The 20,074-nt window shown below is 65.1% G+C and carries 15 protein-coding genes and 1 tRNA gene; 7 read left to right on the top strand and 9 right to left on the bottom strand.

Translation table 11 applies throughout. The annotated features are described in order from the left end of the window. Positions 1-174: 174 nt before the first annotated feature. Together D1Y84_RS15515 and D1Y84_RS15510 are read right to left on the bottom strand one after the other, a co-directional pair. On the bottom strand, positions 175-1,365 hold the full coding sequence (locus D1Y84_RS15515; RefSeq protein ID WP_124849494.1) for an aminotransferase class V-fold PLP-dependent enzyme: 1,191 nt from the start codon (positions 1,363-1,365) through the stop codon (positions 175-177). Then, on the bottom strand, positions 1,359-2,636 hold the full coding sequence (locus tag D1Y84_RS15510) for a sodium:proton antiporter (RefSeq protein WP_124849493.1): 1,278 nt from the start codon (positions 2,634-2,636) through the stop codon (positions 1,359-1,361). Before D1Y84_RS15510 ends, D1Y84_RS15515 begins: the two co-directional genes overlap by 7 nt. A 95-nt stretch (positions 2,637-2,731) precedes the next feature. Here D1Y84_RS15510 and D1Y84_RS15505 point away from each other — a divergent pair, with 95 nt between their 5' ends. The 3 genes from D1Y84_RS15505 to secG all read left to right on the top strand — a co-directional run bounded on the left by D1Y84_RS15505 (position 2,732) and on the right by secG (position 4,168). Further along, entirely contained in the window at positions 2,732-3,553 is an 822-nt protein-coding gene (locus tag D1Y84_RS15505) for a GDSL-type esterase/lipase family protein (protein WP_124849492.1), read from the top strand. A gap of 95 nt (positions 3,554-3,648) precedes the next feature. After that, positions 3,649-3,732, top strand: a tRNA-Leu gene (locus tag D1Y84_RS15500). Positions 3,733-3,862: 130 nt separating this feature from the next. Continuing rightward, on the top strand, positions 3,863-4,168 hold the full coding sequence (secG, locus tag D1Y84_RS15495; RefSeq protein ID WP_124849491.1) for a preprotein translocase subunit SecG: 306 nt from the start codon (positions 3,863-3,865) through the stop codon (positions 4,166-4,168). 92 nt (positions 4,169-4,260) lie between these two features. Here secG and D1Y84_RS15490 read toward each other — a convergent pair whose 3' ends face one another. Further along, positions 4,261-4,518: a hypothetical protein gene (locus D1Y84_RS15490; RefSeq protein WP_124849490.1), complete on the bottom strand. Its 258-nt coding sequence runs from the start codon at positions 4,516-4,518 to the stop codon at positions 4,261-4,263. 119 nt (positions 4,519-4,637) lie between these two features. Between D1Y84_RS15490 and D1Y84_RS15485 the strand changes: the two genes are divergently transcribed. Next, positions 4,638-6,956: a Tex family protein gene (locus tag D1Y84_RS15485; protein ID WP_124849489.1), complete on the top strand. Its 2,319-nt coding sequence runs from the start codon at positions 4,638-4,640 to the stop codon at positions 6,954-6,956. 160 nt (positions 6,957-7,116) lie between these two features. On the opposite strand, the gene D1Y84_RS15480 is transcribed toward D1Y84_RS15485, so the two are convergent. After that, complete coding sequence (locus D1Y84_RS15480) at positions 7,117-8,349, bottom strand: pyridoxal phosphate-dependent aminotransferase (protein ID WP_124849488.1); 1,233 nt, start codon at positions 8,347-8,349, stop codon at positions 7,117-7,119. Between the two features lie 164 nt (positions 8,350-8,513). Between D1Y84_RS15480 and D1Y84_RS15475 the strand changes: the two genes are divergently transcribed. Next, positions 8,514-9,161, top strand: a complete 648-nt coding sequence (locus D1Y84_RS15475; protein ID WP_124849487.1) for an HAD family phosphatase — start codon at positions 8,514-8,516, stop codon at positions 9,159-9,161. 263 nt (positions 9,162-9,424) lie between these two features. Continuing rightward, positions 9,425-10,414 (top strand): carboxypeptidase-like regulatory domain-containing protein, encoded by a 990-nt coding sequence (locus D1Y84_RS18545; RefSeq protein WP_233581464.1) that lies wholly within the window; start codon positions 9,425-9,427, stop codon positions 10,412-10,414. Between the two features lie 2,435 nt (positions 10,415-12,849). On the opposite strand, the gene ribB is transcribed toward D1Y84_RS18545, so the two are convergent. From ribB to D1Y84_RS15450, 4 genes are all read right to left on the bottom strand, one after another. Then, positions 12,850-14,052 (bottom strand): 3,4-dihydroxy-2-butanone-4-phosphate synthase, encoded by a 1,203-nt coding sequence (gene ribB, locus D1Y84_RS15465; protein WP_124849486.1) that lies wholly within the window; start codon positions 14,050-14,052, stop codon positions 12,850-12,852. A gap of 114 nt (positions 14,053-14,166) precedes the next feature. Continuing rightward, the gene (locus D1Y84_RS15460; RefSeq protein ID WP_124849485.1) at positions 14,167-14,394 is read right to left on the bottom strand and encodes a hypothetical protein; all 228 of its coding nucleotides are present in this window, start codon (positions 14,392-14,394) and stop codon (positions 14,167-14,169) included. A gap of 183 nt (positions 14,395-14,577) precedes the next feature. Further along, positions 14,578-16,188: a S10 family peptidase gene (locus tag D1Y84_RS15455; protein WP_233581463.1), complete on the bottom strand. Its 1,611-nt coding sequence runs from the start codon at positions 16,186-16,188 to the stop codon at positions 14,578-14,580. A gap of 121 nt (positions 16,189-16,309) precedes the next feature. Next, a complete protein-coding gene (locus tag D1Y84_RS15450) occupies positions 16,310-17,833 on the bottom strand; it encodes a sugar transferase (RefSeq protein WP_124849483.1) in 1,524 nt (507 codons plus the stop codon). A 499-nt stretch (positions 17,834-18,332) separates the two neighbouring features. Between D1Y84_RS15450 and D1Y84_RS15445 the strand changes: the two genes are divergently transcribed. Then, complete coding sequence (locus tag D1Y84_RS15445; RefSeq protein WP_124849482.1) at positions 18,333-18,953, top strand: HD domain-containing protein; 621 nt, start codon at positions 18,333-18,335, stop codon at positions 18,951-18,953. Here D1Y84_RS15445 and D1Y84_RS15440 read toward each other — a convergent pair. Then, positions 18,950-20,023, bottom strand: coding sequence for a M20/M25/M40 family metallo-hydrolase (locus tag D1Y84_RS15440; protein WP_370245782.1), 1,074 nt, complete (start codon positions 20,021-20,023; stop codon positions 18,950-18,952). The two genes, D1Y84_RS15445 and D1Y84_RS15440, sit on opposite strands and share 4 nt — an antisense overlap. Positions 20,024-20,074: the final 51 nt, after the last annotated feature.

Below are 20,074 nucleotides of genomic sequence, written 5' to 3'. Positions count from 1 at the left end.
ACCCGCCCCATAAAGGCGCGGAGGCCTGAGGAAAACCAGTCCCCAAGCAGGAAAACGTGGTACCGAATATAGCGCCTCGCACTCCTCAAACGAGTCACACAGCCGCAGGAGCTTGTCACAAAACGAGAACAAGTCACGAAGTGACCGCCTCCCGCGCAGGGGAACTTGCCCCGCTCATCGCCGCCGCAGACACTCCGCCAGGGCATCGGCAACCCCCTGCAGTTCCTCGCCCGTCGTCAAGCAGTCAGGGCACGCGCGCACATACCCCACGCGATGGTCCACCACGATGCCCCGCGCACCCAGCGCCGCGACCACTCCCGCCGGGTCCTCGCACCGAATGCACAGAAACGCACCATGCCCTGCATCGCCACCCACCGACGGGATACCCCGGTCCTCAAGCAGATCACGCAGCAGCGCGAGCTGTGCCAGCGAGTACGCACGCAGCCGCTCCACGCCTAGCCCCCGTGTCAGCGCGAGCCCGCTGCGGGCCTGGTAATACGTGAGCACCGGCGGTGTCGCTTCCAGCCACGCATTGCCGCCCGCGCGCAGCACGGGTCCGCCCGCGTCCCACACGCTGTCCTCAGCCCCCGGCTCCTGCGCAAACCACCCTGTATCGAGCGGGCGACGCCCCCGTTCCAGCACCTGTGGCGACAACGCCAGGAACGCAGCCCCCGGTCCGCCGCGCAGGTATTTGTAACAACCGCCGATCACATAATCGCAGCCCAGCGCATCCATCGAAAACGGCACCGCCCCAAGCGCGTGGTACGCATCCACCAGCAGCTCCGCGCCATGCGCGTGGCACGCCGCTGCCAGCTCAGGCACACCCGCAAGCACGCGTCCATCCACATAGAACACCTGCGACACCACCATGAGCCGCACCGGCTGCCGCAGCAGTTCCGCTGCGAGCGCGTCACCGGTTGCCTCCGCAAACACCACCTGGATCCGCCCCAGCGCACGGTACTGCGCCATCACCACCGCGACTGACGCAAACTCCTCGCGCGTCGTCAGCACAATCGCTCCATCCGGCAGCGTGTTCAGCACCGCACGCAGCGCATGCCCCGCCGAAACCCTTGGCACCACGCAGTCCGCACGCGCCAACCCCAGCAGCGCGGCGATCGCCTCGCGGTAGCTCGCTTCTTCCGCAAGCCACGGCGACCACGCATCCCGCAACTGCACGGCCCACAGCTGCGTCGCTTCCGCCACGTCCTGCTCTGCCTGGTCCAGCGGACGACCCAGCGTGTGGTTCGCCAGATAGCTCCCGCCTGGCGAGAGCGTGCGTGCAAACAGCGGCCGGATCGTCCTCGCGATCCGCTCCTCGGTGAGCGCCGCGTCGCCCAGCGCCCGCAGTGCCTCGGCGATCAGCATGCCAGGTCCTCCGCGGCTGGCGCGCCGCTGCCGCCGACTCGTTGCGCCAGCTTTCCGATCGTCAGCCCCTGCACCACGATGGCGAACACCACCACCACGTACGTGATGGTCAGCAGCAGCGCCCGCTCCGGCGAGGCCGGCAGCGACAGCGCCAGAGCCACGCTCAGCGCTCCCCGCATGCCGCCCCACGTCATCACCGCCAGCGACGACCCAAGCTTCCGGCAAAAGCCCAGCCACGGCACCATCACTACCGCGACACTGACCACCCGCGCCAGCAGCACCAGCGGAATCACCAGAGCACCCGCAAGCAGGAACGGCAGGTGCAGCTCCACCACCACCAGCTCCAGCCCCAGCAAAAGAAACAGCAGCGCGTTCAAAATGCCGTCCACTAAATCCCAGAATTTATCGACATAATCCTGTGCCTGCTTTGAAAACACCTGGTCATGCAGCGTGCCGCCCAGCACCAGGCCGCACACCACCGCCTCCAGCGGAGCCGAGGCATGCAGCGCATCCGCCAGCGCATAGCCGCCCATGCACAGCGCCAGCGTCAGCAGAATCTCCGTCCGGTACGCATCCGTCAGCTTGATCAGCAACGCCCCCACAAGCCCCACCAGCAAACCCAGCACGATACCCAGCCCCGCCTCGCGCAGCAGCAAACCAGCGAATACCCCGGGCGGCGGCAGCTGCCCCGTATGCGCGGTCTCGAGCAGCACAATGAACAACACCGCGCCCACCGCGTCGTTAAACAACGCCTCGCCCGAAAGCTGCGTCTCCAGCGCCTCCGCAACGCCGGCCTTGCGCAAAATCGCGAGCGCCGCCACCGGGTCCGTCGGCGACAACACCGCGCCCAGCAGCAGCGCGCTGCTCATCGGGATCGGCAGGCCAAGCAGCGGCAGCACCGCCCGGCACAGCAACGCCACCACCACCGTCGAGACCGCGGTGCTCACGATCGACAGCGCCAGCACCGGCCACTTCTGCCGGAGCAGCCGCGCCGCATCGATCTGCAGCGCACCGGCAAACAGCAGAAACGCAAGCATCCCGTGCAGCACCAGCCGGTTGAAGTCAATCCCCGCGACGACAGAAATCATCTGGTTTGAATGCACCGCCGCGGCAAACCCGGCGATCTTGCCCGCGGACAGCAGCAGCGTTGCCAGCAGCAGCGACAACATCGTCATGCCCGTGGGAAAGGGCACGCGCGCGATCCGGTGATTCGCGAACGAGAGCAGCGCGGCCACGGAGATGAAAATGCTCGCAAGCGCAAAGGCGGTCATACCGTCCCATTCCTACCAGAGATACGCGCCACCGCGCGGCCAACCGCGCACCTCCCGGGTAGCGTCGCTGCCCGGCGTGGTGGTAGCGTACGCGCATGCCAGCTCTGCGCGCTTTGTTGACACTCGCCCTCTCCGCCGGTTGTGCCGGTGTTCCCTGTGCCACCAGCCAGCAGGCGCCTCCGCAGCCGGTCGACCCCGCGCACATGTCCAGCGATGCCGTCGTAGCGCAGCAGCAGGAGCTCGACCGCTACCGTCGCCTCGCCAATGACTACGGCCAGCTCAGCCGCTATGCCGCCGCCAACGCCGCGCTCGCCCCGGCCCTGCCCGGCGAAAGACGCGTCGTCTTCTTCGGCGACTCCATCACCGACGGCTGGCACCTCGACCAGTACTTCCCCGGCAAAAACTACGTCAACCGCGGCATCGGCGGACAGACCACCCCGCAGATGCTGGTGCGTTTCCGCCAGGACGTCCTCGCCCTCCGCCCGGCGCTGGTCGTGATCCTCGCCGGCACCAACGACCTCGCCGGCAACACCGGCCCTGAGACCCTCACGCAGATCGAAAGTGACTACGCCTCGCTCGCGGAACTCGCACGCGCCAACGGCGTGCGCGTCGTGTTTTCTTCCGTCATGCCCGTCAGCAACTATGTGTTTCCAAATATGACCACCGGCCGCCCACCCGCACAGATCCTCACGCTCAACGCCTGGCTCGAACATTACTGTGCCGCCAACAGTCTCGTTTATCTCGACTACTTCAAGGCCATGGTGGACCCCGCGGGCATGCTGCGGCGCGAGCTCTCCGGCGACGGCCTGCACCCCAACCCCGCGGGCTTCGCCGCGATGACCCCGCTTGCCGCCGCCGCCATCGACAAGGCACTCGCCCAACCACCAGCGCCTGTGCCCGGCACACCCGCGCAGTAGCCGCGCCGCGCCCGCACTTGCCCGCACGGCGGCTTTTGCTATACTCAGTTTCGGAGCGACGCTCGCGGCGCAGGTTGCCGCATGTGCTCGGTTTTGCGGAAGTGGTGAAATGGCAGACACACCATCTTGAGGGGGTGGCGCCGAGAGGCGTGGGGGTTCAAGTCCCCCCTTCCGCACCAAGGCTTTTCTGTACCGGGCGCAGCATGCGCCTTCTGAATCGCGGGCTTCCTCATCCTGCGTCGACCTCGCTTTAAAGACTCGAAACAGTCTCAGCTCCAGCACTTCTCACCCCGAAAGATCCCATCACCCATGGTTATCCTGCTCACGATCATCCACGTTCTGCTCTGTCTCTTCCTGATCGGTGTGATCCTGCTGCAGCAGGGCAAGAGCGCTGATCTCGCCAGCGCCTTCGGCGGCCAGGGTTCGCAGACAGCGTTTGGTCCGCGCGGTGCCTCCAATGTTCTTTCCAAGTCCACCACCTGGTGCGCCATCGCCTTCATGTTTACCAGCATCGGCCTGTTCGCGCTGATGCAGCGCAACTCCGGTGTCGGGCACTCGGTCCTGTCGGGCACCAAGACGACCCAGACCACCCCCGCGACCCCCGCCAGGAAGTAGTCGCGTCACACCTGCCGCATAGCGCCCATCGAGCGCAAACCATCAGCAGAAAAGGAGACCGCGCGGTCTCCTTTTCTGCGTCTGCACCTCGCCTACAACATGCGAGGGCTGGCTCCATGCTGTTGCAGCAGCGCGTCGATATCCGTTGCTGTCTTGGAGCGCCAGGTCTCCTCCGACGTGATCGAAGCCTCCGGCGACGCACTGGTTGAGACTTCCTTGTACACAAAGGAAAGCACGCGATCGCCGGGTTCATCCGCCCACGTGTTGCCCTTGCCCTGCACCCGCGTCGAACCACGCTCCCAGCCGCCCGGCGTCAGGTGCCACTCTGTCCATTCATTCCGTATTGCCATCCCTCTATTATGCAAGCCGCAGCTTGCAGAGCCGGTTTGCGAACTCGGTTCCCGCCAGCGCGCATCCCGGCACCGGCCGGGTTTTCCTCTGTGCCTCCAGCTACCATTGCTTTGAAACCATGGCTGAATCCAAACCACTTGCCCCAGAATTGCTCGGCCACATCGCGAGCCTGCTCCAGGTACCACTTCGCTCGCTCATGGCAGTTGTTGCACTGCTCGATGAAGGCGGCACCGTCCCCTTCATCGCGCGCTATCGCAAAGAAGCTACCGGCGCACTCGACGAAGTCATGATCCGCGACATCCAGGAGAAGCTCGGCTACTTCCGCGACCTGGTCGCACGCCGCGAAACCATCCTCGCGTCCATCGCCGAGCAGGGCAAACTCACCGACGAGCTGCGCACCCGGCTCGAGGCGACCCGCGACAAGGGCGAACTCGAAGACCTCTACCTGCCCTTCCGCCCCAAGCGCCGCACCAAGGCCACCATCGCACGCGAGCGCGGCCTCGAGCCTCTCGCCGACTACCTGTGGGCCCAGCAGCCCGCACCGCAACCCCTGCTCGAGCTGGCCGCCCAGTTTGTCGACCCTTCTAGAGAAGTCGCCTCCATCAACGAAGCGCTCGAGGGCGCGCGTCACATCGTGGCCGAGCGCATCGCTGACACCGCCGAGATCCGCAAGGCCTTGCGCCTGCTGCTCCACGACGAAGGCGTAGTCGTCAGTCGCAAGTCCACCGAGGCCAGCGACCCGCAGGAAAAGTTCAAGATGTACTACGACTACCGCGAGCCCGCAAAAGCGATCCCATCGCACCGCATGCTGGCGATCCGTCGCGGTGAAGCAGAATCGGTGTTGTACTTCCTGATCGAGCTCGAGCCCACCCGAGCCACCGGCATCATTCGCAGCCTGCTGCTGCGTGCCGAGGGCGACTGGACCCCGCAACTGCAACTCGCCATCGACGACTGCTGGAGCCGCCTGCTCTCCTCCAGCGTCCAGGGCGAGCTGCGCCTCGAACTCAAAAAGCGTTCCGACCTCGACGCCATCCAGGTCTTTCGCGACAACCTCGGAAACCTGCTGCTCGCCGCTCCCGCCGGCCCCATCTCCGTGCTCGGTCTCGACCCTGGCCTGCGCACCGGCTGCAAGCTCGCCATCGTCGATGAAACAGGCAAGTTCCTGGCGCACGACGTGATCTACCCGCACACCGGGCAGACCGCAAAAGCGAACCAGACCATGAAGCAGCTGGTGCAGCAGCACAACGTACGCGCCATCGCCATCGGCAACGGCACCGCCTCGCGCGAGACCGACGCCTTCGTGCGCGACTTCCTCGCCGACAACAACCTCACGGACATTTTCAAAGTCATGGTCTCCGAGTCCGGCGCCAGCGTGTACTCCGCCTCCGACGTTGCCCGGCAGGAGTTTCCCGAGCTCGACCTCACCGTGCGCGGGGCCATCTCCATCGCGCGCCGCCTGCAGGACCCACTCTCCGAGCTCGTCAAGGTCGACCCCAAGGCCATCGGCGTCGGCCAGTACCAGCACGATGTGGACCAGCGCCAGCTGCAACAGTCGCTTGAAGCCACCATCGAAAGCTGCGTCAACAAGGTCGGCGTCGATCTCAACACTTCCTCGTGGACGCTGCTGCGCTACGTTGCCGGCATCACCGAGCGCGTGGCCCTCAACATCGTCGAGTACCGCAACCAGAACGGCCGCTTTCGCGCCCGCACGCAGCTCAAAGAGGTGTCCGGCATCGGTGCCAAGACCTTCGAGCAGGCGGCAGGCTTCCTGCGCATCCGTGGCGGCTCCGAACCGCTTGACGCTACCGCGGTCCATCCCGAAAGCTACGCAGTGGTGGGGCAGATTGCCGCGGCCACCGGCACCTCGATCCCCGAGATCATCAGCAAGCCGCACTTACTCGATGGCGTCGATCGTGCACGGTTCTCCTCCGCCGGCACCTTCACGCTCAACGACATCCTCGAAGAGTTGCGCAAGCCCGGCCGCGATCCGCGCGATAAGTTCATCGCGCCCACCTTTCACGAGGGCGTCCGCGAACTCGCCGACGTGCAGCCCGACATGGTGCTCGAAGGCGTCGTCACCAATGTCACCAAGTTCGGCGCATTCGTTGACATCGGCGTCCACCAGGACGGCCTCGTGCACATCTCGGAACTCGCCTCGCACTACATCAAGGACCCACACGACGCGGTCAAGGTCGGCCAGATTGTCAAGGTCAAGGTGCTCTCCGCCGACGCCAACTCCAAGCGCATCGCGCTGTCGATGAAAGCGCTTTCCACCGCCAAGGTCGTCCCGGCGAAGCCCGCGGACAAGCTCCCCGCAAAGCCCGGAGCCGGACGCCCCGCGCCACCCGCAAACTCCCGGCAGCCTCGCCCACCCGCACCACCCGCCACGCTGGACGACAAGCTCGCCGCACTTTCCACACGCTGGAAGGTGCGATAACCAGCGCAATCTCAGGTTTCAAGTAGCTGCAATCGCAGGTTCGATCGCAGCAGCCAAAGAGCCGCAACTACCACTACACTCACAAGCCGCCAGTTCGGGAGGGGCCAGCAGCCCGGCCACCTTCCCGGCCTGCGACCAGGGTCCGGCAAGTCCAACCGGCTCAGGCCCCTCTCGCTTCCGCAACCACGGCTTCCACCGCACCCACCAGGAAGCCGGCGCCCCGCGCAAACTCCGCGCACTCCGGCAGCAGGCTCACCACTACCCATCCGGCAGTAGCGAACCCGAACGCCTCCCCTGGGTACACCAGCACGCTACGCTGCTCCAGCAGGCCAAGCGCCAGCGCTTCGTTCAACACCACCGCCGGATACCGCAGCACCGCGTACCATCCACCTTCCGCTTCGAGCCGTGACACGTGCGTATCCTTGATCAGTCCATCCAGCAGGCGAATATTCTCGGCAACCCGCGCGCGGATCTGCGCCTGCATTGCGCCGCACTCCGCGAGCCACGCCGGCAACGCGTGCTGCACCGGCGCACTCACCGAAAGAAACGTGTCCGCAATGATCTCCAGCCGCTCCCGCGCCTCGTGCCGCAATCCCTCCGGCCCGCACACGGCAATCCATGAGAGCTTCATCTGTGGCAGCGCCGCGACCTTGCTCATGCCACTCAGCACAAACACGAGCGGCCTCTCGGCATCGCCCGGCAAAGCGGAAGCGAAGCTCTGCCGGGGCTGCGCATCCACCGCATAATCCAGGAACACCTCGTCGACCAGCAACGCCAGCCCATGTCGCACACACAGCGCCTCGATTGCGGCGCGCTCCTGCGCGCCGACAAAATGCCCGGTCGGGTTATTCGGGTGCACCAGCACGATCGCGCGGGTTCGCTCCGTGATCCGCGCGTCCAGCGCACCCGGCTCCAGCTGCCAGCCATGCTCGTACAGCAACGGGTACTCCACGAGCCGCACATCGTGGAGCGCCGCCAGGTATGGAAACAGCGGGTACGAGGGCGTGGCGATCAGCACTTCGTCCCCCGCATTGCACAGCAGCCGAAACAGGAAGCTGTACGCCTCGCTGGTGCTGGTGCACAGGCACAGGTCTTCCACCTCGACCGCCGCGCCCCGCTCCGCGTAATACCCGGCCACCGCTGCCCGCGCTTGCTCGCGCCCAAACGGCAGCGGTTCGTACTCCAGCGCACCCGGCGCCGCAAGCGGGGCAAGCAGCCTCTCCGCCTCGAAGCGAAAGCCGCACCGCGTCGGGTTGGACGCCGTAAGATCCAGCACCGCGCCCCCGTCCGCGCGCACAGCCGCCACGCGCTCCGACAGCAGAGCCTCTTCCCTGTCCCAGTTGGTCCTGTCAGCAAACAGCGTGCGTACCCTCCCCGGCCTGGCCGTTCCCATGCATCCACCCGCCCCGGCCGCTCGGCTACCTAAGCCGTTTCCCATTCTTGCACCGTACCCGCACCGTCTCCTGCCACGCACCACGCCGGGCCCACAGTTTCACCCTTGCCACCCTGCGCTGCTCCCGCATAATGGAGACGGGAACTCCAGGCGCGAGGGCGGCAATGGCTTTGAAGGCAGTGATCTTTGACTACGGCATGGTGCTCAGCACCGCCCAGGAACCACAAGCGTTGGCAGCGCTCAAGCAGATCACCCGGCTCAACGACCAGGCCTTCGACGATCATTACTGGCGGCATCGCCACCGCTACGACCTTGGCGACCTCAACGGCACGACCTTCTGGCAACAGATCGCGACCGACGCCGCCCTCGAACTCACCCCCGCCCAGATCGAGCAGCTCATTGAAAACGACGTGCTCATGTGGAGCACGCTCAACGAAGCCATGCTCCTCTGGGTGCAGGCCGTGCAGGACGCCGGCTTCAAGACCGCCATCCTGTCCAACATGGGCGAAGAGCTGCTCGGCTACATGCGCCAGGAGTTCGGCTGGCTCGGCCGCTTCGATCACCACACCTGGTCCTGCGAGCTGCGCATTGCCAAGCCCGACCCCGCCATCTATCGCTACACCTGCGAAAAGCTTGGCGTCATCCCCGAAGATGCACTCTTCCTCGACGACAAGCCGGAAAACATCGCCGCCGCTGAATCCATCGGCCTCCAGGCCATCCTGTTCACCAACGTGGAAGCCCTGCAGGCCGAACTGCTAAACCGCGGACTGCTGGGCACCCTGCCCTCGCCAATCATCCCCGTCCTCCGCTAACAACTCGCCTCACCGGCGCGCACGCCTGCCTGCACATCGTGCAGGCAGCACGATCCAGCCAGACTCACGCGTCACCGCGATGAGCCGCGCGCCCGACCACCCACGCCCACTACCGGCAAGTGGTTGACCATACGATCCCCGCCAGATACAGTCGTTTCGAACCGCCACCCTCTGCGCGTTCACGACGTACCTGCCGACTCCATCCTCGTACCACTCCCCCACCGCGCCGCGCGCGCCAAGCCTTGTCCCGTGGGAGCTGACCCGTGAAGCGTCTCGTCTCTGCACTCGTTCTCGCCGCCGCCTCCACCACCGCTGCTTCCGCCCAGATCGCCGCCGACCTCACCGGGCGCGTCCTCGACGGCTCCGGCGCGTCCATCGCCAATGCCCAGCTCACGCTCACCGAAGTCGCCACCGGCATCCGGCAGGACACCACCAGCTCCAGCACCGGCGACTACGCCTTCAGCCACCTCAAGCCCGGCGGCTACCGGCTCGACGTCACCGCGCCCGGCTTCGAGCACCTTGCCCGCACCGGCCTCACCGTCATCCTCGGGCAGACCGTCAACGCCGACCTCGCACTCCACCCCGGCGGCGAACAGCAGACCGTCACCGTCAACGCCGACGCCCCACCCCTGCAAAGCAGCACCAGCGACATCCAGACGAATATCCCCGGCGGCACCGTGATCGCCATGCCCCTCAATTCCCGCAACTTCATCCAGCTCACCACGCTCGCGCCCGGCGTCGAGCTGCCCCCGGCACCCTGCTGCCCCGCATCAACGGTGGCCGCCCCCGCACCAACGAGTACCTGTACGACGGCATCTCCGCCCTGCAGCCCGAGCCCGGCCAGGTCGCCTTCTTCCCCATCGTCGACGACATCCAGGAGTTCACTGTCCAGGCCAACAACGTCCCGGCCGAGTTCGGCCGCTTCAACGGCGGTGTCGTCAACGTCGCCACCCGTTCCGGCACCAACGCCTTCCACGGCAGCCTCTTCGAGTTCTTCCGCAACGAAGACCTCAATGCCCGCAACTACTTCGCCTCACCCACTGCGGCCAAACCTGAGTACCGCCGCAACCTCTACGGCGCCACTCTGGGCGGTCCCGTGCTGCGCGACCGCCTCTTCTTCTTCGGCGACTACCAGGGCGTCAAGCAGCTCATCGGCGTCACCCGCATCTCCACCATCCCCACGGTGGCCGAGCGCCAGGGCATCTTCACCGGCGTCTCCAAAATCTACGATCCCACCACGACCACCACGGTGAACGGCAAGTTCGTCCGCGCCGAGTTCCCCAACGACACCATCAACAAGCCGCTCGACCCCGTCGCCCTCGCGTTGCTCAGCCGTTTCCCCACGCCCACCAACCTGCGCGCGGCCGCAAACAACTACACCCGCACCGCCAACGACGCCGACCACCAGAACCAGTTCGACTTCCGCGTCGATGGCGCTTACCACGATCACGACCGAGCTTTCGGCCGCTACTCCTACTACTCGGAGGTCGAGAACCCCGTCGCACCACTCCCCGACGGCAGCGGCGCCATCACCGGAGCCGTCATCGGCACTGGCGGCGTCGTTGGTCTCTCCTCCATCCTCGGGCAGCAGGCGGTCTTCGACGAAACCCACACCTTCACCGACCGCCTGCTCAACGACGTGCACGTCGGCTACACCCGGCGCGGCAACTCCACCGGCGGCCCCACGCTCGCCTCCACTACCTCGAGCGCGCTCGGCATCCCGGGCATCCCTACCAACGCCGCGTTCAACAACGCCCTGCCGCTGTTCACCTTTACGGGCTTTCAGCAGCTTGGCCCCTCGGCCAGCACCTTCGCTCAATACCAGACCGCCGTCTGGCAGGTGGAGGAAACGCTCAACTACACCCGCGGCCGCCACGCCTTCAAGGCCGGGCTCGATTACCGCTGGTACCAGCTCAACACCGTGTCCCCGCCCAACCCGACCGGCTCCTTCGCCTTCACCACCACCGGCACAGACCAGCAGGGCGCCACGGGCTCCGGCAATGCACTCGCCAGTTTCCTGCTCGGCCAGGTCGACACCTTCTCCATCGACCTGCAGGAAAGCAAGCTCCGCCCCCGCGACCACATCCAGGAGTACTTTGCGCAGGACGACTGGCGAGCCACCGACCGGCTCACCCTCAACATTGGCGCGCGCTACACCCTGCACTTCCCGTCCACTGAAAAGAACAATCAGGGTGCCGTCTTCAACCTCGCCACCCAGCAGCTCGACTACCTCGGCGTCGACGGCTACTCCGAAAGCGCCCGCGAGCTCCACTATGACAACATCGCCCCACGCCTCGGCTTTACGTACCTGCTCACCCCGCGCACCGTGGTGCGCTCTGGCGTCGGCATCGTCTTCATTGACCAGTCCGGCATTACCACGCCCTTCACAGCGCCCCAGTTCCCCTTCATCCAGAACGTGCAGCAGAAGACGCAGGATAATGTTAACGCTGCGTTTACGCTCAACACAGGCCCCAGCGTTGCGCCCATTCCGTTCACCCCCGATGCGGGCCTAGGCCAGAGCGTCTACACGGTGAACCATCAGGCCGGCTCCGGCTATGTCGAGCAGTGGAACCTCGCCTTCCAGCGCCAACTCACCCGCGATCTCTCGTTTGACATCGCCTATGTTGGCTCCCACGTCGTGCACGTCGGCATCCCCGATGCCAACCTCAACCAGCTCACTGTCGCGCAGCTCGCCCAGGGCGCGTCCCTGCTCACCCAGGTCGCCAACCCCTTCTACGGGCAACTGCCGGCTTCCAGCCCCATCGGCGGCAAAACCATCAGCACGGCGCAGCTCCTCAAGCCCTACCCGCGCTTCCAGAACGTCGCCACCTATCGCAACAACTCCGGCACCAGCAACTACAACGCCATCGAGGCCAAGGTTGAGCAGCGTCTCACCCGCGGCATCTACCTGCTCTTCGCCTACACCCACTCCAAGCTCATTGACGACGCCTCGTCCGTCTTCTCCTCGACCGTGCTTTCGTCGCCAAATTCGTCGAGCCTCATCGCCGCCGACACCTTCCGCCCGTACCTCGAGCGCGACTCCTCCAGCGGCGACATGCCCAACGTGCTCTCCTTCAGCGGCATCTACGACCTGCCCGCCGGGCGCGGCCATCGCTTCGCGGCGTCCGGCATCGGCGACGCCCTCCTCGGCGGCTGGGCACTCAATACCATCCTGTCCCTGCAGTCCGGCATGCCCGTCACTGTCACCCAGGCCACCAACAACAACGCCTTCGCCGGCGTGGCCCTGCAGCGCCCCAACATCATCGGCAGGCCCTCGCTCTCACCCGCGCTGCGCACCCCCGCGCGCTACTTCAACACCGCTGCCTTTGCGACTGCTCCCCAGTTCACCTTTGGCTCGGCTTCGCGTAACCCGGTGCGTGGCCCCGCCTACCGGGACCTCGACATCGCCCTCGTCAAGAACACAAAGCTGCCGCTCGAGGGCAACCTCGAGTTCCGCGCCGAGCTCTTCAACCTCACCAACACGCCCGAGTTCGCCCAGCCCAATGGCAGCTTCGGCGCAGCCGCCTTCGGCAGTATCACCAGCACCACCACCGACCCGCGCGTCGTCCAACTGGCCCTGCGCCTCAGCCGCTAACGCAAACAAAAAAGAGGCGACGCTCGATGCGTCGCCTCTTCGCTTCCTCAGCGCCTTGTACCGCGAGTTTCCACCTGGCCAAACGTCCCGACTCTACCGTCGCGCCGCTGCAAACTCCGGGATCGGCACCTGCTCCACGATCTCGACCCCGAAACCCTGCAGCGCCGGCACATGCGTGCGGGTATTCGACAGCAGACGGATCCGCCGGATCCCCAGGTCCGACAGAATCTGCCCGCCCAGCCCCACCTGCCGCAGGATGCGTCCCTGCCGGTCTTCATGCTGATCCGGCTCCCGCACATCGCGATGCAGCAGGATCTCCGCCGGCTTGCCCGGCACCAGCGCCGGCGCGCGGTCAATATCGAACCCGCGACTCCCGTTGTGCAGGTAGATCAACGCCCCACGGCCAGCCTCGGCAATCGCGCGCAGCGAGCGCTGTACACTGCCGCTGCAATCGCACAGGCTCGAGCCAAACACCTCGCCAGCCAGGCAGTGTGAGTGCACCCGCACCAGCACCGGGGCACCCGCATCCGGCTGGTCGTCAGGCTGCGTCACATCGCCCCGCACCAGCGCCAGGTGACTCTCCCCACCGTTTACCTCGTTTTCGTAAGCAATCATGCGGAACTCGCCGTAAGGTGTGGGCAACAGCGTCTCCGCCACCCGGCGAATGTAGCGCTCGTGCTGCAACCGGTAGCGGATCAGCTCCGCTACCGTCAGCATCTTCAAGCCATGCTCCTGGCAAAACGCCACCAGGTCCGGCACGCGAGCCATCGAGCCATCGTCGTTCATGATCTCGCAGATCACACCCGCCGCCTTCAGCCCCGCCATACGCGCCAGGTCCACCGAGGCCTCGGTTTGCCCTGCCCGCACCAGCACGCCGCCCTTACGCGCTCGCAGCGGAAACACGTGCCCCGGCCGCGCCAGGTCCGCCGCCGTGGCTTCCGGGTCGATCGCCACCAGGATCGTGTGCGCCCTGTCCGCGGCAGAGATGCCCGTGGTCACGCCTTCCCGCGCCTCGATGCTCTCGGTAAACGCCGTCCCAAATCGCGAAGAGTTGGAAGCGACCATAGGACTTAACCGGAGATGATCGGCGCGCTCCTCGGTCAGTGTCAGGCAGATCAGCCCCCGCCCCCACTTCGCCATGAAGTTGATCGCCTCGGGCGTCGCGAACTCTGCGGCCAGGGTCAGATCCCCCTCGTTCTCGCGATCCTCGTCGTCCACAACGACGATCATGCGGCCTGCGCGAAACTCCGCGAGCGCCTCTTCCACGGTGGTAAACGGGTTCCCTGCTGCTGCCATATGCCCTATTGTCAGCTACTTCCCTACGGATGGAAACAGCACTGGAGAATCTACCGTCTCGCGGGCATGAAAAAAGCCGCCCGTAGGCGGCCATCTTCCTGGAGCCGGGACGATTTACAACGTCGACTCGATCTCGAATCCCCACGCTTCCAGCAGCGCTTCCGGGATGTACTTGGAGTTGCGGTTGCGCCGCGCCCATTCACGCAGGCGCGTGGAACGCTCATACTGGTCGGGTGTCAGCTTGAATTCCTTGACCACAAGCTCGAACGAAGTCACCGTGGGAACCACCGGACCGATCGGCTCGGGCTTACCCCAGTTTGGATTACCGCGACGCTTTGCCATGCTTTGTCTACCCCTCGCAAGCGTTAAGCCGGCGCCTGCAGTGCAGGCAAAACCGGCTAAACACGAATTCCTTCTATTTTATGCAGTTATTCTTCCAATTTCAATAGCTTACCGGTAAGCCGCCGTGCCGAGCTTCCGCAGGCTACGCAGACGCAGCCGTGCCTGCGGGACAGCTCCGCTCCGCTACTTCTCCGCCTGCTGATAAAACGGCCGCAGATCATCCCTGAGCTGCCGCAGCGCGTCCACATTCAGATACACCATGTGCCCCGCCGGGTAGTACGTAAAGTGGACGTTCTTCGCCAGCTCCGGCGCGAGCATCATGTGGTTCAGCTCGTACTCGGTCGCGAAGAACGGCGTCGCCAGGTCAAACCAGCCATTCGCCGAGAGCACCTGCAACTTGGGATTCTTCCGAATCGTATCTCCCAGGTCCCCGGCCACGTACGGCAACTGCTGCGCTCCCCTGCCCCCGGCTCCAACCGCCCGGTGATGCCAGTCCCACTCGCCGATCGTATTCGCGCTCAGCTTGTACTCGTCGGTCGACTCGTACTTCAGTTCCCGTTGCAGGTAGTCATGGACCGCCGCCACGTACACCCCGCTGATCCCCGTGTCCGACGGGTCGTAGCTGGGGTTTTCGCCCGCATCATCCACCTCTGTGCCTTCAAACCGCGCGTCATACCGCCCGAGAATGTCCCCATCCCCTCTCAGCAGCTCCTTGCGAAACCGTGTCGGGTTGATCCTGAGCTTGGCTTCCTTGATGTAGCTCACCGGCAGCCCCGTGAAGTGGTTCAGCTTCGCCGCGATCTCGTCCACGCGTGCGGGCGGCAAGGCTTCACCCTCCGCCAGCGCCTCGGCATACTCCCCACGGGCAAACACCCGCGCTTCCTCCACAAACGCCGCCATCGCCGCCGGCGAGCCGCCCGGCATCTGCGGCAGCTTCTTGTGGTAATAAGCAATCGCGGCGTACGAAGGCAGGTAGTTCACGTACGACACTTCAAGCCCCGCCCCGATTGACGCGTTGTAGTTCAGCACCGACGACAGCAGCGTGATCCCGTTCAACGCCACCCCGTCCTCCTGCAACACCGCCGATAACCCCGCCGACCGCGTCGTGCCATACGACTCCCCAAACAGGAACTTGGGCGAGTTCCACCGCTGGTTCACCGACAGGTACCGCTCAATCACCTTGGCAAACGCGCGGAGGTCCGGGTCGACCCCGGCAAAATCCTTCACCGTCGCCTTGCCCACCGCGCGCGAATACCCCGTCAGCGGCGCATCGATAAACACCAGGTCCGACTGGTCCAGCAGCGAGTACTCGTTCGGCACCACTTGGTACGGGCCTGAGCCTGTCGCGGCCGGCGAGTTCGTAATCACCCGCATCGGCCCCACCGAGCCCATGTGCAGCCACAACGAGGCCGAGCCCGGCCCACCGTTATACAGAAACGTCACCGGCCGCGTCTTCGACTCGGCCCCGTCCGCCGTGTACGCCACGTAGAAAATCGACCCGTACGGCTTGTCCTCTTCGTTGCGGATCAGCAGGGTGCCGGCGGTCGCGGTGTACCGGATCTGCCGGCCTCCCAGCATCATCGAGTGCTGCGTCACCGAAGATCGCTCCACCGGCGCCGCCTCCTCTTCAGGCTTCTGCGCGGGAGGGTGCGCATGCTCATCAGCATGCGCAGCGGGCTCGGCCGGTGGATGCTCCTGCGCAAACACTCGGGCTGCGGGAACAACAAAACTGCCGGCCAGCAGGAAAACTGCCAGGGAACGGCTCAGAGGACTCGACTGGTTCGAACGGATCAATGCGGTGGCTCCTGTTGCAGTCAGACCGGAATGCAGAAGCGCGGCCTCATGGCCGCGCTTCCTGGTTCCTAGCATTGCATACAGGGTGGTTCTCTCGAAGCTAAATTCGCCCTGAAGCAGACTACGTGCCGGTCCCCTTGATCACCACCTGCGCCGTGCGCAGCAGGATCTTCAAATCCAGCCAGAAGCTCCAATTTTCCACGTACGCCGTGTCCAGCGCGATGTAGCGGGCAAACGAAGAATCGTGCCGCGCCTGCACCTGCCAGAGCCCGGTAAGTCCCGGCAGCACTTCCAGCCGGCGGAAGTGTTCCAGCGCGTACTTCGCTACCTCACTCGCAATAGGCGGGCGCGGCCCCACGATGCTCATCTCGCCACGCAGCACGTTGAAGAACTGCGGCAGCTCGTCCAGCGAATACTTCCGCAGAAACCGCCCGGTCTTGGTCACGCGCGGGTCCTTGGTCATCTTGAACAGGATGCCGTCGCGCTCGTTATGCTTCGCCAGCTCGCGCTTCTTGGCCTCGGCATCCTTGACCATGGTGCGGAACTTGAAGCACGGAAACACGCGGCCACGCTTGCCAATCCGCTCCGAAACATAAAAGATCGGTCCCCGCGAATCCGTGATCACGGCAATCGCAATACACAGCATGATCGGGAACACCACAATCAGGGCTGCTAGCGACAGCACGATATCCACCACGCGCTTCATCAGGAAGGCCACCGTGCGCGGATCGCGGCGGTGCAGCGCCACCATCGGGAAAGCTCCCAGGTACTCCACCGGGGCGTTCTGTCCAAGCTCGCCGTAGAAACCCGACATCGCGCGGATGTCAATCTCCACGTCGTGCGCTTCTTCCAGCAGGTCGATCACGGTCTCGATCGCGCAGGGCTGCGCAATCACCAGTTCATCGATAAAGTGCAGCCGCGTCAGCTCGCGCAGCCGTCCCATATCCCCCAGGATGCGCTCCTGCGGGACCTCAATGGCGTCCGTCGTTCCGGGCGCATGCAGAAACCCGCACAGGCGGTAGCCGAGGTGGTAGTCGTCGTCGATCTGCTGCCCGATGGCAAACGACAGCTGGTTCGTGCCCAGGATCACCACGTTGCGCGTTTCCACGCCCTTGGCATAGCGGGCAAAACGAACCGTCCGCCACAGCGTACGCCGCACGCCCAGTGCAAGGGCCGTGGTAATGACCAGCATCACCACCAGCACTCTCGAAACCTCGACGTTGTGCATCAGGTAGAGCCAGCCGCACAGCAGCACCCCGGCCGTCAGGCAGGCCTGCGCAATCAAGCGCAGTTCGTGCGCGCCGCTCCGGTTCGGCACCCCGTTGTATAGCCCGTACCGCCGCAGCACAAACAGCAGCACCACCAGGAAGCCCAGCAGGTACCACAGGTCGGTCGACTGGGGGACGATGTGTGCCGGCAGCCCGCGCATGTGAAAACCCGGCATCCGGCTGATGGAAAGGAAGTGCACGATCACCGCGAACAGGAACGCCCCGATTGTCACCAGAACGTCGTTCACCATCATCAAAGCCGCGGCGGTAAACGCCGGGCTGGCATGCCTCCGGGAACCATTCACCGGGCGCGCCTGCTGCGTTGGCAGTCTTGTGTCGTTGTCTCCACCTTGTCGGACAAACTCTGAAGTGCTCATTGCCTTTGCAACCCCTGGCTTACTTTCTTGGTTAAATCAGAGCAGAGCCCGCAACTGAACCGAGGGTGGACGATCTGGAAGAAAGAGAGAAGGGTTTGAGCAAGCCACTGTCAAAGAAGCCCTGTTTTCCGGCGGCCATGCCGCTCTCTACCTGCACCGACTGTAACCGATGTGGCGGAAAAGCCTGCCACAATTCCCTGCGAAAACCATGCACCAAAGACACCTACCCAATCTGTTGCCACAGAATGTGGCGACAATCCGGATAGCTACCTAATCACTGCACCTTTACCAAACTCTCTGCTACTGATGCATTCTCCCACTCTTTGGTATACCTTCAGCCCCGGCACGTTACCGAAATGCAGGAACCATCGGTTCCCGGTACCCTGCGTGCGTTCAGCTCCGGATTTCGCCCGCATCGTACTCTGGAAATCGAACCGCGCTCCCCGGCTCGCCGGGGTCCGCCCGGCCACGCAGAGCACTGTATCTTCACGGGAGACCCATGTCCATTACGGCCAGCTCCACGCCCTTTCGCACCACGCTTGACACCCTGCTCCGCAAGGAAGCCAAACCCGCCGACAAGTACGGCCACCAGCCCCGCCTCTACGCCCTCACCCGACTCGTCGGCAAAGGCACCGAATACGACGATGACGTGGTCTTCGCCGCCGCCTACCTCCACGACATCGGTGTGTTCATCGGCCACCGGCCCGAGGCCCCCGACCAGCTGCGCCAGTGGAACCACGTGCAGTACGCGCTCGAGACGGTGCCGGACATGCTGATGGGCGCCAACTTTCCCGAGGACAAGATTCCCGCAGTCCTGGCCGCCATCGCCACGCACCAGCCCCACGACAAACCCGAAAGCATCGAGGCCATCGTACTCCGCGATGCTGACATCCTGGAGCAGCTGGGAGCGATCGGCATCCTGCGCGCCGTCGCCAAAACCGGTCGCGATACCCGCTACGAAACCTTCACCCCGATCATCGCGTTTCTGTCCCGCAGCCTGGAAGAGCTGCCCGCGCACATCCGCCTGGACACCACCCGTGCACTCGCCGCACCCAGGCTCGCGCTGCTTCGCGCCTTTCTGGCCGGGGTCGAAGCCGAGGCTCAGGGCTGCCTCTTCTAGGCGCCTGGGCCAGGTCCCGCCACGCCGGCGTCTGATTGCTCCACGGTCTGCTCCCCCGGCACCGAGGCAGCCAGGCGCTCAGCCACCTGCACGTACAACTCCACCGCATCCCACATTTCCTGTTTGCGGATGCGCTCGCCGGTGGTATGTGCCACGTGGATCGATCCCGGACCAAGCAGCATCGGCTCGCCCCAGTTCGTGAGCGCAGGCACATCCGTCGTAAACGCTGCAATCATCGTCGGCAGCCCTTCCATGGCCTTGAGCCGCACAAACGGAATCTCCAGCGTGAAGTCGACCTCGGCAAACGGCGCGGCCGCCGCCTTGAGCTCGGCCCGGGTCTGCTCCGACGGCCCAACCAGCCGAACCAGCACCTGCGCCGAAGCCTCGTCCGCGATCACGTTCGGCGCGCGCCCACCTTCCAGCAGCCCGATGTTGAGCGTGCTCGGCCCCACATCCTCGCTCACCGGCAACGCGACCTGCAGCACCGCATCAAGCGCCTGCACCAGCTTATGGATCGCGCTTTCCCCCAGCTCGGGGTATGCCGAGTGCGCCATCTTGCCCGTCGCCGTCACCGACGCACGCAGCGCGCCTTTTGAGGCCAGCGCCAGCCGGTTGTCGGTCGGCTCGCCATTGATCAGGAAGCGGCTTCCCCGCGGCTGCTCGTTCGCAATCTTGGCCCCCGCCGAGTCGCGCTCCTCGCCCACCACGAACAGCAGCGCCACCGGCAGCGACTTCGCCCGTAGCTGCTCCGCCGCCAGGATCATCGCCACGATGATCCCCTTGGCATCGCACGCGCCCCGCCCGTACACAAACTCCTCATCCTCGCTGCTCGCGATCCACGGGGGCACCGTGTCCATGTGCGTGGAAAAGGTCACCAGCGGCGCGCCCGGCTGCGCCGCGGCGTACACGTTGAATCGCTCGGCCGTGCTGCTCGAGCCCTCGGGCTGGGGCACTGGCATCAACTCCACCGCGAAGTTGCGCGCGCGCAAGGCGTCGGCGAGATACGTACCCACCGCCCCTTCGGCGTAGGTCGTCGAGTCAATATCCATCAGGCGGCGCAGAAGCGCCACGGCTTCCTGTTGCTGGGTCGGGTTCACTGGGCCAGCATATCCCACCCACCC

Source organism: Acidipila sp. EB88 (genome assembly GCF_003858395.1).
Lineage (GTDB): Bacteria > Acidobacteriota > Terriglobia > Terriglobales > Acidobacteriaceae > EB88.
Note: the sequence above shows the minus strand (reverse complement) of the source record. Positions and strands in the feature narration are given on the sequence as shown.

Coding starts and splice junctions, on each gene's coding strand:
- D1Y84_RS15515 (WP_124849494.1), bottom strand. CDS start 1,365: ATGCTGATCGCCGAGGCACTGCGGGCGCTGGGCGACGCGGCGCTCACC.
- D1Y84_RS15510 (WP_124849493.1), bottom strand. CDS start 2,636: ATGACCGCCTTTGCGCTTGCGAGCATTTTCATCTCCGTGGCCGCGCTG.
- D1Y84_RS15505 (WP_124849492.1), top strand. CDS start 2,732: ATGCCAGCTCTGCGCGCTTTGTTGACACTCGCCCTCTCCGCCGGTTGT.
- secG (WP_124849491.1), top strand. CDS start 3,863: ATGGTTATCCTGCTCACGATCATCCACGTTCTGCTCTGTCTCTTCCTG.
- D1Y84_RS15490 (WP_124849490.1), bottom strand. CDS start 4,518: ATGGCAATACGGAATGAATGGACAGAGTGGCACCTGACGCCGGGCGGC.
- D1Y84_RS15485 (WP_124849489.1), top strand. CDS start 4,638: ATGGCTGAATCCAAACCACTTGCCCCAGAATTGCTCGGCCACATCGCG.
- D1Y84_RS15480 (WP_124849488.1), bottom strand. CDS start 8,349: ATGGGAACGGCCAGGCCGGGGAGGGTACGCACGCTGTTTGCTGACAGG.
- D1Y84_RS15475 (WP_124849487.1), top strand. CDS start 8,514: ATGGCTTTGAAGGCAGTGATCTTTGACTACGGCATGGTGCTCAGCACC.
- ribB (WP_124849486.1), bottom strand. CDS start 14,052: ATGGCAGCAGCAGGGAACCCGTTTACCACCGTGGAAGAGGCGCTCGCG.
- D1Y84_RS15460 (WP_124849485.1), bottom strand. CDS start 14,394: ATGGCAAAGCGTCGCGGTAATCCAAACTGGGGTAAGCCCGAGCCGATC.
- D1Y84_RS15450 (WP_124849483.1), bottom strand. CDS start 17,833: ATGAGCACTTCAGAGTTTGTCCGACAAGGTGGAGACAACGACACAAGA.
- D1Y84_RS15445 (WP_124849482.1), top strand. CDS start 18,333: ATGTCCATTACGGCCAGCTCCACGCCCTTTCGCACCACGCTTGACACC.